At 50.4% G+C, this 14,524-nt stretch carries 11 protein-coding genes; 2 read left to right on the forward strand and 9 right to left on the reverse strand.

Features of this window, described 5'->3' with window-relative positions; translation table 11 throughout:
* Positions 1 to 131 precede the first annotated feature (131 nt).
* From ASF12_RS01130 to leuC, 8 genes are all read right to left on the reverse strand, one after another.
* Positions 132 to 3,860: a dynamin family protein gene (locus ASF12_RS01130; protein WP_056028625.1), complete on the reverse strand. Its 3,729-nt coding sequence runs from the start codon at positions 3,858 to 3,860 to the stop codon at positions 132 to 134.
* A gap of 3 nt (positions 3,861 to 3,863) precedes the next feature.
* Entirely contained in the window at positions 3,864 to 4,136 is a 273-nt protein-coding gene (locus tag ASF12_RS01135) for a hypothetical protein (protein ID WP_046234755.1), read from the reverse strand.
* A gap of 44 nt (positions 4,137 to 4,180) precedes the next feature.
* Positions 4,181 to 4,861, reverse strand: a complete 681-nt coding sequence (nth, locus tag ASF12_RS01140; protein WP_056028628.1) for an endonuclease III — start codon at positions 4,859 to 4,861, stop codon at positions 4,181 to 4,183.
* A 140-nt stretch (positions 4,862 to 5,001) separates the two neighbouring features.
* Positions 5,002 to 7,476, reverse strand: coding sequence for an S-layer homology domain-containing protein (locus ASF12_RS01145; RefSeq protein ID WP_056028631.1), 2,475 nt, complete (start codon positions 7,474 to 7,476; stop codon positions 5,002 to 5,004).
* A 132-nt stretch (positions 7,477 to 7,608) separates the two neighbouring features.
* Positions 7,609 to 8,169: a GerMN domain-containing protein gene (locus ASF12_RS01150; RefSeq protein ID WP_056028634.1), complete on the reverse strand. Its 561-nt coding sequence runs from the start codon at positions 8,167 to 8,169 to the stop codon at positions 7,609 to 7,611.
* A 17-nt stretch (positions 8,170 to 8,186) separates the two neighbouring features.
* Complete coding sequence (locus ASF12_RS01155) at positions 8,187 to 9,632, reverse strand: N-acetylmuramoyl-L-alanine amidase family protein (protein WP_056028637.1); 1,446 nt, start codon at positions 9,630 to 9,632, stop codon at positions 8,187 to 8,189.
* A 253-nt stretch (positions 9,633 to 9,885) separates the two neighbouring features.
* Positions 9,886 to 10,488: a 3-isopropylmalate dehydratase small subunit gene (gene leuD, locus ASF12_RS01160; RefSeq protein ID WP_056028640.1), complete on the reverse strand. Its 603-nt coding sequence runs from the start codon at positions 10,486 to 10,488 to the stop codon at positions 9,886 to 9,888.
* 29 nt (positions 10,489 to 10,517) lie between these two features.
* A complete protein-coding gene (gene leuC, locus ASF12_RS01165; protein WP_056028644.1) occupies positions 10,518 to 11,933 on the reverse strand; it encodes a 3-isopropylmalate dehydratase large subunit in 1,416 nt (471 codons plus the stop codon).
* A gap of 162 nt (positions 11,934 to 12,095) precedes the next feature.
* Here leuC and ASF12_RS01170 point away from each other — a divergent pair, with 162 nt between their 5' ends.
* On the forward strand, positions 12,096 to 12,989 hold the full coding sequence (locus tag ASF12_RS01170) for a LysR family transcriptional regulator (RefSeq protein ID WP_056028646.1): 894 nt from the start codon (positions 12,096 to 12,098) through the stop codon (positions 12,987 to 12,989).
* A 114-nt stretch (positions 12,990 to 13,103) separates the two neighbouring features.
* On the opposite strand, the gene ASF12_RS01175 is transcribed toward ASF12_RS01170, so the two are convergent.
* The gene (locus ASF12_RS01175) at positions 13,104 to 13,901 is read right to left on the reverse strand and encodes a carbon-nitrogen family hydrolase (protein ID WP_056028649.1); all 798 of its coding nucleotides are present in this window, start codon (positions 13,899 to 13,901) and stop codon (positions 13,104 to 13,106) included.
* A 132-nt stretch (positions 13,902 to 14,033) separates the two neighbouring features.
* Here ASF12_RS01175 and ASF12_RS01180 point away from each other — a divergent pair, with 132 nt between their 5' ends.
* Positions 14,034 to 14,486: a hypothetical protein gene (locus ASF12_RS01180; protein ID WP_056028652.1), complete on the forward strand. Its 453-nt coding sequence runs from the start codon at positions 14,034 to 14,036 to the stop codon at positions 14,484 to 14,486.
* Positions 14,487 to 14,524: the final 38 nt, after the last annotated feature.

The following is a 14,524-nucleotide window of genomic DNA, read 5'->3' on the forward strand; positions in this document are numbered from 1 at the left end:
TTACGCCATTTTTGCACAGAAACACACAAAACAAGCCTAAACAATTTTTCATAAATACTTATATTAAAAAAAATGCTTTCAAAGGCTCATACCCGCCCTTGAAAGCATTCAGATTATTATTAGATGAAAGCTTATGCAATTGTTGCGCTATGCAGATGAATCAATTGCTCATGCAGCTCGCGCAATTGCCCCACATCAGCATTGTCCGCTAGCGAGATGCGCTTGCCCTCTACATAGTTGACAACGTCTTGCTGAAGCTGCTCGCCTGACTGCTCGGCGTACTTTTTCCAAAGCGCGCTGTAGCGTTCGGTCCACTGTCCATTTTGGACAGCCATCCACTGCTGGAGCGATGGAATGAGCAGCGCCTCAAGCTCCTTGCGCAGCTGGCCTTTGCCGTCGCCTTCGAAAAATTGCCGCGGCGATTTAAAGCGGCTCCACAGCCATTTGCCGGTAATATCCGTCGTCGTCCAATCGACATCGATTTCCGGAGTAGGAATGGCCGCTGTCTCATACGGGATCGATTGATAGCCCGCCAGCAGAGCGGCAAGCTCCGACGCGCAGCTGTCAAATTGCTTGCGCAAAAGGCCGTTCAAAATTCGCTCCAGACGCAGCGAAGTCGCTTGCAGCTCCTGCGCCAGCTCCATCTGAATTTGCCGCTGCAAATCAAGCCAAGCCGTCCAAATCATCTTCTTCAAATCGCGACCATCATCCTGCAAGACAGAAGGATTAAAGGCGTAGTTGTAAAATTCTCCGAATCGAAGCTGCTGGCGCTGTACGACATAATAGAGCAGCTCGCTTAGCTCCTGTGCCTGCTGAGGCGGCGCCTCGCTGGACCGGTAGGACGCAAGCAGCAGCTGTGCCTGCTCTTGCAGCGCAGCCAGCTGGCTGCGTTCCTGCTCTCTCGTAGCCGCATCGCCTGTAGCACTGTTCAGCCAGCCATTTACGGTAGCCGCCGCCCTGACAATTTCCTGCTCCGCTGCGTCGATCGCAAGCCGCCCTAAATCCTCGCTCACAAAATGCAGGAAGGAGCGCTCGAACGCGTCAATGCCTGAGCGCGCTAACAGTTCGCCATCGCCGCTTTGCTTCGCGTCGAGACCATCCAAGCTTGAAACCGGATAAAGACGCGGCGAACGAATGCCGTGCTGAAGCAAATTAAGCTCCACATGCTTCAGGACGCCCGCAAGCTCCTCCTGATCGGCTGCCAAATCAGCCGCATTGACGAGGAAAAACATTTTATCGAGCTCGAACTGGTCCTTGACCCGCCCCAGCTGCATAAGAAACTGACGGTCTGCCTGTGAAAAAGCATGGTTGTAATAAGTGACGAACAGGACAGCGTCGGCATTTTTAATGTAATTGAACGCTACGCCCGTATGCCGGGCGTTCACGGAATCGGCTCCCGGCGTATCGACGAGAACGATGCCCTGCCGCGTCAGCTCGCAATCGTAATAAAGCTCGATTTCGCTGACGTAGCAGGAGCGAGATTCCTCCGCTACGAAGCGCTCGTATTCCGCTTGGGAGACGGTGAGGCGCTGGCCAAGCAGCGACTCATGCGCTTCCCAGCCTGCGCGTGCAGCACGCAGGAAGCTGTAGTGCGGCCGTCCGCCGGCGTGAATCGCATCCGGCGACAGGCGGTCGATCGCGCGCATAAGTGCGGCAGCGTCCGGCAGCGCAGCGTCAGTAGCGTCTTCGCCGAGCAAAGCGAGCGAATAGCGCAGGTCTTCCAGGACGGCGTCACGGGATTTCATGACGACGCCTGCCGTTCCATGCTCGCGGCCGCCCGATGGCGGCACGAGACGGTTGATCGCCGCCGTCGTCGGATTCGGCGACACCGGCAGTACCGGCTCGCCAATAAGCGCATTGGCGAGCGAGGATTTGCCCGCGCTGAACGCTCCGAACAGCGCGATTGTGAACCGGCTGCTGCGGAGCCGGTTCGCCTTGTCCTGCATCGCCTGCGCGGCCGCGGCTAGCGGCGCGTGCGGCGTCAGCAGCGCGGCTGCGCTGAGCAAGCGCGCTGCTGCGCCATGCTGCTGCGACAGCGCTTCGCCGCTGCCGAGCGCAGCTTGCGCTCGTGGCGCGTGCTGCGGCGCGCCACTGGCACTTGCGGCAGCAGCGTCGCCCGCTGCCGCCCTATCGCCGCGCTGCGCAGCTTCGCTCGCGCGGCGAGGCCCGGCGGCGGCATCTGCCGCGCCGCCGTCTACACCTGCGCGCGCGCTGGCATCCGCCGCTGCGCGCTTCGGCGCCGGCAGCGCCGGCCGCGCCACTGGCTGCGGCAGCGCCCTTACGACCTGCGCCGCATGCTGCGCGGCGCGCTCCGCCAGCGCCGCAAGCAGCCCTAGCGCCCCGGCTTGCGCATCAAGCGCCGCAAGCCGGCCTCTCACGTCTGCAGCGGCTGCCTCGCTCGCCGCTGCCACATGCGCCGTCAGCGCGTCAATCAGCTCATTGCCGCGCTTCCGGTAAAGCTCCTTCACCTCCGCGGCTAACTCGCGCGTATACGTCATCGTATATTCGTTGCCGAATACGGCTCCCGTATTTACGCGCTGAATGAGCCAGGAAGCATCCGGCTTCCAGCTAAACTGCTCGGCAAGCTGCTGCTCCAGCGTTTCCGCTGCGTAGCCGACTCGCTCAGCGGCACGGCGAAGCAAATCCTTTACATGCCAATCGACAGCCGCGCCCACTTGGCCAGCAAAATCATGGCAGAACAGCTCGGCACGCCGCTCCTGCTCAGCCGCCGTCTTTGCGCCCGCGAACAATAGCCCCGTCTTGAAGCCCGGCTTTCTGCTTTCCAGAAACGAATGCGCCAAATCACGCACCGGAGCTGGCGTAATGATCGCATTGTCTACCAGCGCCTGCATTTCACGGCGCAGCTCCAGACGCAGCCGTTCCGGTTCAGCCTTGAGCTGCTCCACCTGAACAGTCAGCTCGCCTTGCTCCGCCTTCACCCGCTGTGCTTCCTCTTCTCCGCCTGCCTCGGCAAGCAGCCGTTCCTTCTCCGGCTCATCCTGCATCTCGCACCATTTCAAATGCTCTGCTGCAAGATGGCGCAGCGAAGCGTCGACGCTGTAAGCAGCGAGCGGCTCACGCAATTCCTTCAGCTCGTCAAGCAGCTGCGTAAGCGCCTCCCATTCCTGATGCGGATGATCCGGCTGGCGCAACGACAAATAAACGATTCCCGCTGGCTCCAAATGCCATGCTTGAAACGCCTCTTCTACGCTTTTGCGGTAATCGGCAAACGTTAGCTCGCGTTCCCTGTGTTTATCAATCTGATTAACGATAAAATATAACGGCTTGCCCCAATCCTTAAGCTGCTTCGCAAACGCAAAATTAATTTCCGATTGCACATGATTGTAATCCATCACATAAAACACGACATCCGCCAAATGCAGCGCTGACTCCGTTGCCATCCGGTGTGCATCATCCGTAGAATCAATGCCCGGCGTATCCAGAAGTACCGTATGATTGCCTAATCTTTCTGTTGGATACGTAATCAAGACCGATTGGAACTGCTCCCCGTCTACGCAATAGCGATCCAGATCCTCCAAAGGCACACTAAGACTAGAGGCCTCGCCGTCCCTCTCCGTGATGATGCTTGCCAGCGCCTCTGCTCCGCCTCTTATGGACACTACGTTCGCGCTAGTCGGAATCGGACTGGAAGGCAGAAGCTGAGCCCCGCACAGCCGATTGATCAGCGTGGACTTGCCTGCGGAAAAATGACCGCAAAAAGCAACAGTAAGCCGACCTTCGGCCAGCTTACTGTTTACTTCCATAACTTGTTTGGCGTGCAGCGCATCACCTGCGTCCGCCATTTCGCGGGCCGCCAGGATTGTTGCTTCTTCAATGCGTTGTACCGTCATTTCAGCCATAACCTATGCAATTTCCTCGTCATCGGAAGGCAGGCAAATTTCGAATACATTGCCATGCTGCAAAATCATAATGTTACGCTCTTTTTCACGCATAACAACGACTTCCGGTTTTTGGCGCATACGCTCGATGTATTGGTCAGGCACGTCGCCGGAGCCGCTAACGGTTACGCCTTCCACTACGATATCTTCGTTTTCTTCTGGCGGGGAGCTAAGCACTTGCTCATAAATATCGGAGAAAAGCTCAAAACTATTTGTATACACAGAAATACACTTCACTGTCATCATCCTTCATTTTAAAAGTATTTGTCTCTCAGCCAACCTTATTTAGCCACTCTCTTAACAGTCTTCTTGTTTAAGCCTGGCTTCATACGTTGTTTTCCTTCTTTGCACATATCCAGCAGCGGACATACCTCGCATTGCGGGTTTTGCGCCTTGCAATGATAGCGGCCGAAAAAAATGAGCCGATGATGGGTAAGGGTCCATTCCTCTTTGGGAACAAGCTTCATGAGCCTCTTCTCAACTTCCAGCACAGAATCATCAGGCTTCGCTACCCTAAGGCGCTTGGATACACGCTCGACGTGAGTATCGACGGCAATTGCCGGCACATTAAACGCATTAGACATGACAACATTAGCCGTCTTGCGTCCAACGCCCGGCAGCTCGACCAGCTGCTCATGCGTGGAAGGAGTTTCTCCATCATATTTATCAATGAGAATACGGCACAATTTTTGAATATTGGAAGCTTTGCTTCGGAATAGACCGATTCTTCGAATATCCTGCTCCAGCTCCTCCAGCGGAACCGCCACATAGTCCTCTGGCTGCTTATACTTCTGAAATAAGTTAGCGGTTACTTTGTTCACCATTTCATCGGTGCATTGTGCAGACATTAGAACGGCAATCGTCAGCTCAAACGGATTAGAATGGTTCAGCTCGCAGTGTGCGTCCGGAAACATCTCCGCAAGAGTATCCAATATGTGTCGCATCTTCTGCTTCGCATTCATCGTCCTCTCTCCCATTCCAAACACTATCGTTCAAAGTGTAGCGAAAAACGTCCCGCCATGCAACTATAATCCACCATAAATATTGAAAAAAGCATAAAAAAACTGCCCCGTAGGGCAGTTTGTCACATAACCTTACCAATTTACACTTTTACAATTTCCACGGCTTTATTTTTGAAAGCATAAACGATGATCTGATCGCCGTATTTAATATCCTGCAGCGAAATCGTTTTCCCATCTTTTAGCAGCTTTGTTGAGCCTGTCACGTAAAAATAATTGGCGTTGTCGGCATCGGTCGTTTTGAGCGTCCACAGCTGTCCAGCCGTAGCGTCATACTGCCAAAATGTTCTCGTCTGGCCAACAGCGACAGTAACCAGCACGACATCATTTTCATTTTTGCTCAGTTGAATCCGGTCTCCAGTTGCAAGCGTCGACGTAGTCGCAGAAGTTGATGTGCCCTTAGTAATTAGGAAGGATTGGCCAAGTGCAGCCGTTGTTGTCTGGCCACTCTCATTGGTCAGCGTAATGCTGTTCGTGCCTACCGATTGAACGGTTCCATAAGAAACGACGATGGATTTCACGGCAGTTATTTGCTTGCCAATGTAGCTAACATTAATGAAAGTGCCCGGAACAAGTGTATCGATCGCCACTTTGCTTCCTGTCTCATTCGTAATGTCGATTCCCGACAGCACTAGATCTGTCTGGACATTTTGCGCATTAACGACCGTAACCTTTTTGGTTCCAGTGTTGACAGCACGTACTTCATATTGGATAGGACGATGAACCTGAATGAGCGTTGCCCGATCCTGATTCACATTCATAACCGTTGTAATCGTATCGCCAACTTTGAGATCAGTCAGAGATGCTGCTGCAATGCCCGGAACTTCTACCGTTGGCGCCGAATAAGTAACCGTAACATCTACGCCGCCAGGCACGCTCATCGTAACGGAATTGCTCGAAGCATTAATAGAGACGAGCTTGCCTGTATATTTGCTTGCAATCGACAAGGACACAACCTTATCGCCGCTGTAAGTAATCGTCAGTTTGCGGTTTTTAGTCAGCCAAGTGCCGATGTCCTCCAGCTTGATTGCATTGCCGTTGTTGTCAATTCTCGTTTTGTCAGTCAAATAAAGCGGATAGGCTTTTGACCCTGCAGAGTCAAAAACGACAAGGAATTTTTTGTCCGCATTATAGCTTTCCACCTGAGCACCAACGAGCGTCTGAACGTTGCGGTTTACGACCTCGATTTTTGTAATCTGGTCCTGGTCATTCGTTGTAATTTGCAGTTGATCCACATCTTTAATCAAATCGCCAATCGTTGGCCCAACGATGCCTTCGATTATAATTTCAACCGTGCTGCTCAAAAATTTGGAATTGAGCTTTCCAGCGCTGTCTTCATAAGTAAGGACGCTTGCATCGCCGGAAATAAACGTGCCTTTGAGCACAGCCGCTCCTGTTTGTTGGTCAACTGTAATTTTCAGCGCTTTAGGAGATGTACGGAACGTATCCTGCGTCACTGTAATTGCGCTGTTTTCTTTCAAGTCGCTAATGGCAATCGTCTTGCCAGACGTTTCGGTTAAGATAAGCGAGTCGTCATAATAAACCTCTACCGGCTTATTATCTATCCACACATACAGCATCTTCTGATCCGGCAGCACGCGGCCAACCGTACCTGTTATCGTTTTAATTTGCGGCTTGTCATCCTGGAGCTCCACGTAAGCAGCCCCGCCCGATTTCGTAATGACCGTTACATTTGCATATTGCACAAGATCTTTGGCTGCAATTGGCGTTTCTGAGTCATAACGATAGATGACCGTATCCGGGCTGAGCGTATACACAGCTGATTGAGACTTGCTATAAATCGTTATGCCCGTATCGCTTGCTTGCAGCAGCACACCCGTTGCTTGGCCTGCATATTCCACCGGATACAGCTTCTCAGCACGGCTGAACAGCGTTGCAAGGCTTGCACGGTTTACATTCGCTTTAGGGTCGAACTTGACGGCCGTTACCCCTTTAACCAAATCTAGTGAAACAGCCGCATTGACATAGCCACGGTAGCTGCTAGCAATTTGATCTGCATCATTAAACGATGAAACAGCGTTCTGCAGGCTGTCCGCTGTGCTCTTCTGGTTAATAGCACGAATGAGCAGCTTCGTCACCCATTCACGAGTGGCAGGGCGTTGTCCCCAGCCTACAGCTTGATCGCCGGAAGCGGCAAGCGCATATTCTTCAGCCTGATCCAGCAAGCCTTTATCGAAAGCAAGCTTCACTTCGCCTTTAAAGTCGCTCTTAACGACAAACGTTTCTGGGAAAGCAACGGTATCATCAGCCGGAGCTTCACTTGCTGCGCCAATAAAACGCAAAGCCATAAGAACGGCTTCCTGCTGCGTTACATTATCAGCCGGACGGAACAGGCCGTTAGAGCCATTAATGATGCCTTGAAGCGACAGCTTCGTAATATGCTTTTGCGCCCAGTGATTCGATGCAACATCGCTAAACGGGTTGGAGCTGACCGACGCCGCATACGAAATAGGGGCGGGAACCGCAAAAGGCCCCGCCAAAATGGAAAATGCAATTGTGCCTGCAATGATAGATTTAGATGATCGTGACAATGCCATCGTTATCGTTCCCCCCAAATAGTTTCAAAACGTATTAAATGGAATTTCTATTTTATTACACTCTTTTATTCATTATCTATCATTTTCTTTCTATCAAGCGTAAACGGCTGAAGACGTCCTCTGGCCGCTGAGCTACGGCTTTAGTGTTGGATGCTCAAGCTCAACATGGCCCATCAGCGTATCTGCGCTGTCTCCATCGACAAGCAAATCATAGGATTTTACAAAGTCGAACTGGAACAATGTTTTTTGGAGCGTCTCCAGCACTAATACTTCGCCAGGCGAACCAAGCCGGGACTCGTCAGACAGATGAAGATCAATCGTCACCTGTCCATCGCTTCCCAGCAACACCGATTTAATTTCGATCAGCTTCCACAGCGATACAGCGCCTTCGCCTTCCGCATGCTGCAGGGCTGTGATTGCGTTTTGAACTAACTCCAGATCTGAGCTGTATGCAACCTGAACCTGCTGCTCCACTATGCCATCCAGCTCTTCACTTCCCGCGTATACCTTTATTTCTGCTGTCTGTTTTTCAGGCTCAATTGACGGCTCAGCCGTCGGAGCAGCGGATGGCTGAATAGAAGGCGACGGGCTGCTGCCCGCGCCTGATTCAGCTGGCTTGTTTACCGCCGCACAGCCCGCAACGAGTCCAACTATACATAAAGTCAACATGAATCGGCTCACTGTTCGCAGCATCTGTTATCCCCCTGTCTCTACGATAGCTTCAAATAATCCTTGATTCCTGCTACAATTCCGGCAGCGATTTTATTTTGCACGGATTCATCAAACAGCTTCTTGTAATCGTCTGCGTTAGACAAAAATCCTGCTTCAAGCAAAATGGCCGGCATCGTCGTTTCTCTCGTCACATGCAAGCTCTGCTGCTTGACACCGCGATCCTTAAGGCCTGTTGCTTTCGCAAACTGCTTGTGTACCGCATCGGCAAACGCTTTGCTGCTAGCTCTTGTGTAGTAGGTTTCCGTGCCTGTTGCGGCGCTGCTCGGATTGCTATTGGCATGAATAGACAGGAATAGATTGGCTTTAAGATTTTCAGCAAACTTTACCCGATCCTCCAGCTTGACATAGTTGTCATCGGGACGGGATAAATACGCTTTTATTTTCGACTCCTGATCAAGCAGAGCCTTCACTTTCAAAGAAAGGCTGAGATTAAATTCTTTCTCCCATCTGCCGTTAATTCCTTTTGCTCCTGGATCAGAGCCGCCATGTCCCGCGTCAATTACGATAGAATAAACACCGTTTGCTGGCAGTGTCGGACCGGCAGTTGGCGTTGGCGTCGCAGAAGGCGTCGGTGTTGGCGTAGGAGTGGCTTGCACTGGCAGCGGATCAATGACATTGATGCGAATTTCGCCTAGCGCACTGTTCATCACATCCACATCGGCATCTGCTTTCAGATCAAGCACGATGCGTACAGTTGCCGGGCTTGACGAGAATAAGGAATAGCGGATACCGCTCAAATAAGGATGCTCGCCTACCTCGAGATTGATCTGTCCTGAGCCCAGCTGTGCTAAAAGCGTATCCGAATAGGAAACCTTTGGAATGTCCATTACGATTCGTTTCGGGCTTTCAAGCTTGAAAGGCTGATTATAGACAGCGCTTCCCTCGTAATGAATAATAATCACATTTTCATTGTCATACGAAATGTCTGTTACAACGCCATCAGGCTGTGTGACAACCGGATCTGTTGATGGAGTTGGTGTAGGCGTTGGCTCCGCTTCTTTAAACAATTGGACGGATTTTGTCGTTTGGTCCCAATTGACCTGCATTCCGAGAGATTCCCCAACGAATCGCAGCGGAATAAGGGTTGTCCCTTTTTGCAGCAAAGCTGGCGTATCCAGCTTCACCTGCTCATTGTTAACAAAAGCGACATCCTGGTTAATAGTAAGTACAATTGAATCAGAGCCATTATGTACAGTAACTGTCTGTGTAGCTGACGACCAGCCTACTTTGTAGCCGATACTCTCCGACACGAGCCGAATCGGTACAAGCGTATACTTGTTGTCTACGATTTGCGGCGCTACCTTCGAATCCAGTAAAGCCCCATTCAAATAAAGCTTTGGCACAACCTCGGCAGCATGTCCTGCACTAGAAAACAGCGTGAACAAAAACGACATGAGCAACAAAATCGGTACAAATTTCTTCATTTTCCACCTCGATGACTGAAATTGCCCTCATCGAATGGGGTGCATTCGACTTAAACAGACTAAAATATTAGACGCATAGCGTCAGAAAAAGTTGCGTATAGAGGAAAAAAGAGGACAATTTTTCCGACAGGAAATTGCCCTCTTTTTAAAATATAGGAAAGTATATCGTTTTTCCATCCTTCTCTATATTTCTCGTAATGAAACGGCTGTCGCCGCCAGAAGGCGGCAACAGCCGTTTTTTCTTATTTACAGCTTATGCGTGCGATTTTGCAGCGCGTTTTTGCTCGTAAGCTGTAATTTTATCTTCATGCATCAGCGTAAGGCCGATATCATCAAGACCTTGCAGCAAAAACTGGCGACGGTGCTCATCCAGCTCAAAGTTGATTTCCAGACCATAATCATCAGTCAGACGATTGTTTTCCAGATCAACATTCAGCTTGTAGCCATCATGCTTCGCCGTGCGCTGGAACAGATCTTCAACCTGCTCTTCGCTCAGCTTAAGCGGCAAAATGCCGTTTTTGAAACAGTTATTGTAGAAAATATCTGCATAAGACGGTGCAATAACGACTTTGTAGCCATAGTCGAGAATGGCCCATGGCGCATGCTCACGTGAAGAGCCGCAGCCGAAGTTAGCACGAGATATAAGAACGGAAGCGCCTTGATAACGAGGCTTATTCGGTTCAAAATCAACGTTTACTTCACCGTTCTCATGAAAACGCCATTCGAAAAATAGAAATTGTCCAAAGCCGCTGCGCTCAATACGCTTCAAAAATTGCTTAGGAATAATCGCATCCGTATCTACGTTAACGCGATCGACTGGAGCAACAATGCCCGTAAACTGTTTAAATGGTTCCATATCGGTAATACCCCTCTCACACGTCCTGATTAGTTCAATACTTCTGTTTTGACATTCCAATCACGCACATCTGTAAAACGGCCCATAACAGCTGCAGCAACAGCCATTGCTGGAGATACGAGATGCGTACGGCCTCCGCGGCCTTGGCGGCCTTCGAAGTTACGGTTCGATGTCGAAGCACAGCGCTGTCCTGGCTGCAGAACGTCCGGATTCATTGCCAGACACATCGAGCAGCCTGCTTCACGCCATTCGAAACCTGCTTCGATAAATACTTTATCAAGGCCTTCTTTCTCAGCCTGAATTTTAACGCGGCCCGAGCCTGGAACGACGATTGCTGTCACTTTATCACTAACTTTGTAGCCGCGAGCGATTTCAGCAGCAGCACGAAGATCCTCAATACGTCCATTTGTACAAGAACCGATAAATACATAGTCGATCTCGATTTCATTCATAGGCGTACCTGGCTTCAGATCCATATATTCAAGTGCTTTCTCAGCAGCTTTACGCTCATTTTCCGTAGGGAGCTGTTCTGGGTAAGGAACGGAAGAAGTAATATCCGTACCCATGCCAGGACTTGTACCCCAGGTTACTTGCGGAATCAGGGAATCCACATCAAAATCAACAATCGTATCATAAGTTGCGCCTTCGTCAGTGGACAGCAATTTCCACTCTTCTACAGCTGCATCATAATCTGCTGGAGCATATTCGCGTCCGCGAAGATAGTTGAAAGTCGTTTCGTCAGGAGCGATCAGACCTGCGCGAGCGCCGCCTTCGATCGACATGTTGCAAACCGTCATACGCTCTTCCATCGTCAGCGAGCGGATCGACTCACCTGTGTACTCGATAACGTAGCCGGTAGCGAAGTCCGTGCCGTATTTTGCGATAACGCCCAAAATCATATCTTTTGCCGTTACGCCCGGTTTGCGGTTGCCTGTGAAGCGAACTTCCATCGTTTTTGCTTTCGATTGCTGCAAGCATTGTGTTGCCATTACGTGCTCAACCTCGGAAGTACCGATACCAAATGCAAGCGCGCCGAACGCACCATGCGTGGACGTGTGGCTGTCGCCGCAAACGATCGTTTTGCCCGGATGCGTGAGGCCAATTTCAGGCCCCATAACGTGTACAACGCCTTGGTCAATATTGTCAAGATCAAACAGCTTTACGCCGAAATCCTTACAGTTTTGCGTCAGCGTATCGATTTGTTGCTTGGAAATAGGATCTTTAATATTAAAGCGGTCTTTCGTAGGAACGTTGTGATCCATCGTTGCAAATGTCAAATCCGGACGACGTAATTTACGACCAGACATGCGAAGGCCTTCGAAAGCTTGCGGCGAAGTTACTTCGTGAACCAGTTGAAGATCGATATAAATAATACTTGGTTTGCCTTCTTCTTGATTAATGACGTGATTATCCCAAATCTTCTCAAACATCGTTCTTTTAGCCATTAAATTCACCCCATCGTTCGACTTCTCTTCAAAAATGATGCTCTAAGCATAACATCTGGCACTTGATTGATCCAAGATATAATATCTATAATGTCTATAGGTAACAACTATAACGGTAAATGAAGAAGCTCTTCCCAGAAAAATAGAAAGCGAAGGATGCCCATGGAGCTCAGACAACTGCAGTATGTGCTGCAAATCGCAATTGAAAAAAACTTCTCCCGCGCAGCGGAAAAGCTGCATATCGCCCAGCCTTCGCTCAGCCAGCAGCTGTCTAAGCTGGAGCAGGAGCTTGGCGTGCTGCTGTTTCGGCGCACGACCAACTCGGTTGAGCTTACGCAGGCTGGTCAGGTATTTGTTGACAAGTCCCAAACGATTCTCGATGCGATTGAACAATTAAAGCAGGAAATGGATGATATGGCGCAAATGCGGCGCGGGCGGCTCGTCGTCGGAACGCTGCCGATTACGGGCTCGCATATTTTGCCGCTCGTCCTGCCGGTATTCGGCGCCCAGTATCCACAAATTGAAGTGGTGCTCGTAGAGGATACATCGGCAAAGCTGGAGCAGCTTACGGCAAGCGGCGGCACCGACCTCAGCTTGCTGTCCCTTCCGCTTGCCGACACCACACTTGCATGGGAGCCTTTAATGGAAGAAGAAATTTGCCTGGCGATTCCGCCGCAGCATCCGCTTGCGGAAAGCACGGAGCCTGTACCGATAAGCATATTGCGCAATGAACCCTTTATCGGATTAAAAAAAGGCCAGGGCTTTCGGCAAATTACGGTCGAGCTGTGCCAGGCTTCCGGCTTTACGCCGCAAATCGTATTTGAAAGCAGCAATATTGAAACCGTCCAATCGCTCGTCGCGGGCGGCATGGGCATCGCCTTCGTCCCGAAAATGCTGACACGGCAAAGAGGGAGCGAATTCGCCCCCATCTACTTGCCCCTGTCCCCCAAAGCGTCACGGACACTAGTCATCGCCAGCCGCAAGGGGCGCTACCTGTCCAAAGCTACGGAAGCCTTCATTCGAACGATGAACAAAACGATCGTCCATTATAAATAAATGATCCGCTAAAAAATGGTATTAAACAGAAACGGCTAGATGTAAAAAGGTTGGGCTGCCCGAGGGCTATTTAACCCCAACCTTTTCACTTCTCTTGACTTTTTATCCAAGCTTTTAATACAAATTTGGCCGACGATCTTCAAATACGGGGATTTTCCCGCGTACCGCATCAACGAGTGAAAGGTCGATTTCCGCATAAATAATCGCTTCGTCCTCTCCACCCTCAGCAATGGTTTCTCCCCACGGATCAAGGACGAGTGAATGCCCGAAAAAGCTCGTTTCGCCGCTTTGCCCTACCCGATTGCAGGCAATGACGAACATTTGATTTTCAATCGCTCTTGCGCTCAGCAGCGTTTTCCAGTGATGCAGGCGCGGATTCGGCCACTCAGCTGGAACGAACAGCAGCTTTGCGCCTCCAAGCGCCAGCTTGCGAGCAAGCTCAGGGAAGCGGATATCATAACAAATCATCATGCCGGCTTCCTGTCCGCCAAGCTGAAACAAACCAAGCTTATCGCCAGCTTGCAAATATTTTTCCTCATCCATTAAACGGAACAGATGGATTTTAGAATAATCCGCAATCGTTTCCCCCGCACGGTCGAAAGCAAAAATCGTATTGTAAACGCCATCCGCCTTGCTTTCCGCAATCGAGCCCGCAACAATATTTACTTGATGCTTAGCCGAAAAGGCTGACAAAAGCTGTTTCGTCCGCTCCCCATTCGCATCAGCCAGCGTTTCGATTTCCGTCAGCGCATAGCCTGTGTTCCACATTTCAGGAAACACGATGACATCAAGCTTGCGATCCCCGCTTACCGCTTGCTCCAGCATTTGCGCAAGCTTGGCAAAGTTCGCCTCCGGATTTCCTGCATTTATGTCCATTTGCAGCAGCGCAATGTTTAATTTTTCATTATTCATTTTCGTCAGGCCTCCTGTATGTTGCAACCATTCATTTTCCCTAATGATACCTTCACATGGTTCTGTGTCAAGATGGGGATGATAACTCAAGTACAATTACCAATCCATATACAGACAAGGAGCATGCATAACATGAAGCTGCAAAAATGGATAGCTGCCCTGTGCGCAGCTTGCTCATTATTTATTTTTGCCTCCACCGGATTTGCCCAGGAGACAGCAAAAGAGCAACATACGGTGGGACCCGTTCAAGTTTTTGATGTTAAAGCTGGCAAGGTCGTGCTGACTGTACCGAATGACAAGGACTATCAAAAGATGGCAAACAGCTGGCTTGGCTCCATTACAGGTCTTGCACCCCAATTAACGAATGACAACACCTGTACCTATGTATATCGCGTTCCTCTAGCTAAACCTTACAAGCTGAGCACGAACAATATTTCGCTCAATGCAACCGAAGTATTTTTGTTCGTATGCGAAGGCAAAGCGCCGCAGCTGTTAGTTTTTGATGATCAGCGCAGGCCGCTGCTGCTGTTATTTACAGCTGATATCGCAGCTTTTGTTAAAAAAGTCGGCATTCCGGCCGCTTAAGAATCCATTCCAACTGAATCACTCGACATAAATGGTTT

Origin of the sequence: Paenibacillus sp. Leaf72, from assembly GCF_001422685.1 — a bacterium.
Classification (GTDB): Bacteria; Bacillota; Bacilli; order Paenibacillales; family Paenibacillaceae; genus Pristimantibacillus.

What these genes read in the sequence shown, in the direction of transcription:
- ASF12_RS01130 (WP_056028625.1), bottom strand. Translation starts at nt 3,860, where the DNA reads ATGGCTGAAATGACGGTACAACGCATTGAAGAAGCAACAATCCTGGCG.
- nth (WP_056028628.1), bottom strand. Translation starts at nt 4,861, where the DNA reads ATGAATGCGAAGCAGAAGATGCGACACATATTGGATACTCTTGCGGAG.
- ASF12_RS01145 (WP_056028631.1), bottom strand. Translation starts at nt 7,476, where the DNA reads ATGGCATTGTCACGATCATCTAAATCTATCATTGCAGGCACAATTGCA.
- ASF12_RS01150 (WP_056028634.1), bottom strand. Translation starts at nt 8,169, where the DNA reads ATGCTGCGAACAGTGAGCCGATTCATGTTGACTTTATGTATAGTTGGA.
- ASF12_RS01155 (WP_056028637.1), bottom strand. Translation starts at nt 9,632, where the DNA reads ATGAAGAAATTTGTACCGATTTTGTTGCTCATGTCGTTTTTGTTCACG.
- leuD (WP_056028640.1), bottom strand. Translation starts at nt 10,488, where the DNA reads ATGGAACCATTTAAACAGTTTACGGGCATTGTTGCTCCAGTCGATCGC.
- leuC (WP_056028644.1), bottom strand. Translation starts at nt 11,933, where the DNA reads ATGGCTAAAAGAACGATGTTTGAGAAGATTTGGGATAATCACGTCATT.
- ASF12_RS01170 (WP_056028646.1), top strand. Translation starts at nt 12,096, where the DNA reads ATGGAGCTCAGACAACTGCAGTATGTGCTGCAAATCGCAATTGAAAAA.
- ASF12_RS01175 (WP_056028649.1), bottom strand. Translation starts at nt 13,901, where the DNA reads ATGAATAATGAAAAATTAAACATTGCGCTGCTGCAAATGGACATAAAT.
- ASF12_RS01180 (WP_056028652.1), top strand. Translation starts at nt 14,034, where the DNA reads ATGAAGCTGCAAAAATGGATAGCTGCCCTGTGCGCAGCTTGCTCATTA.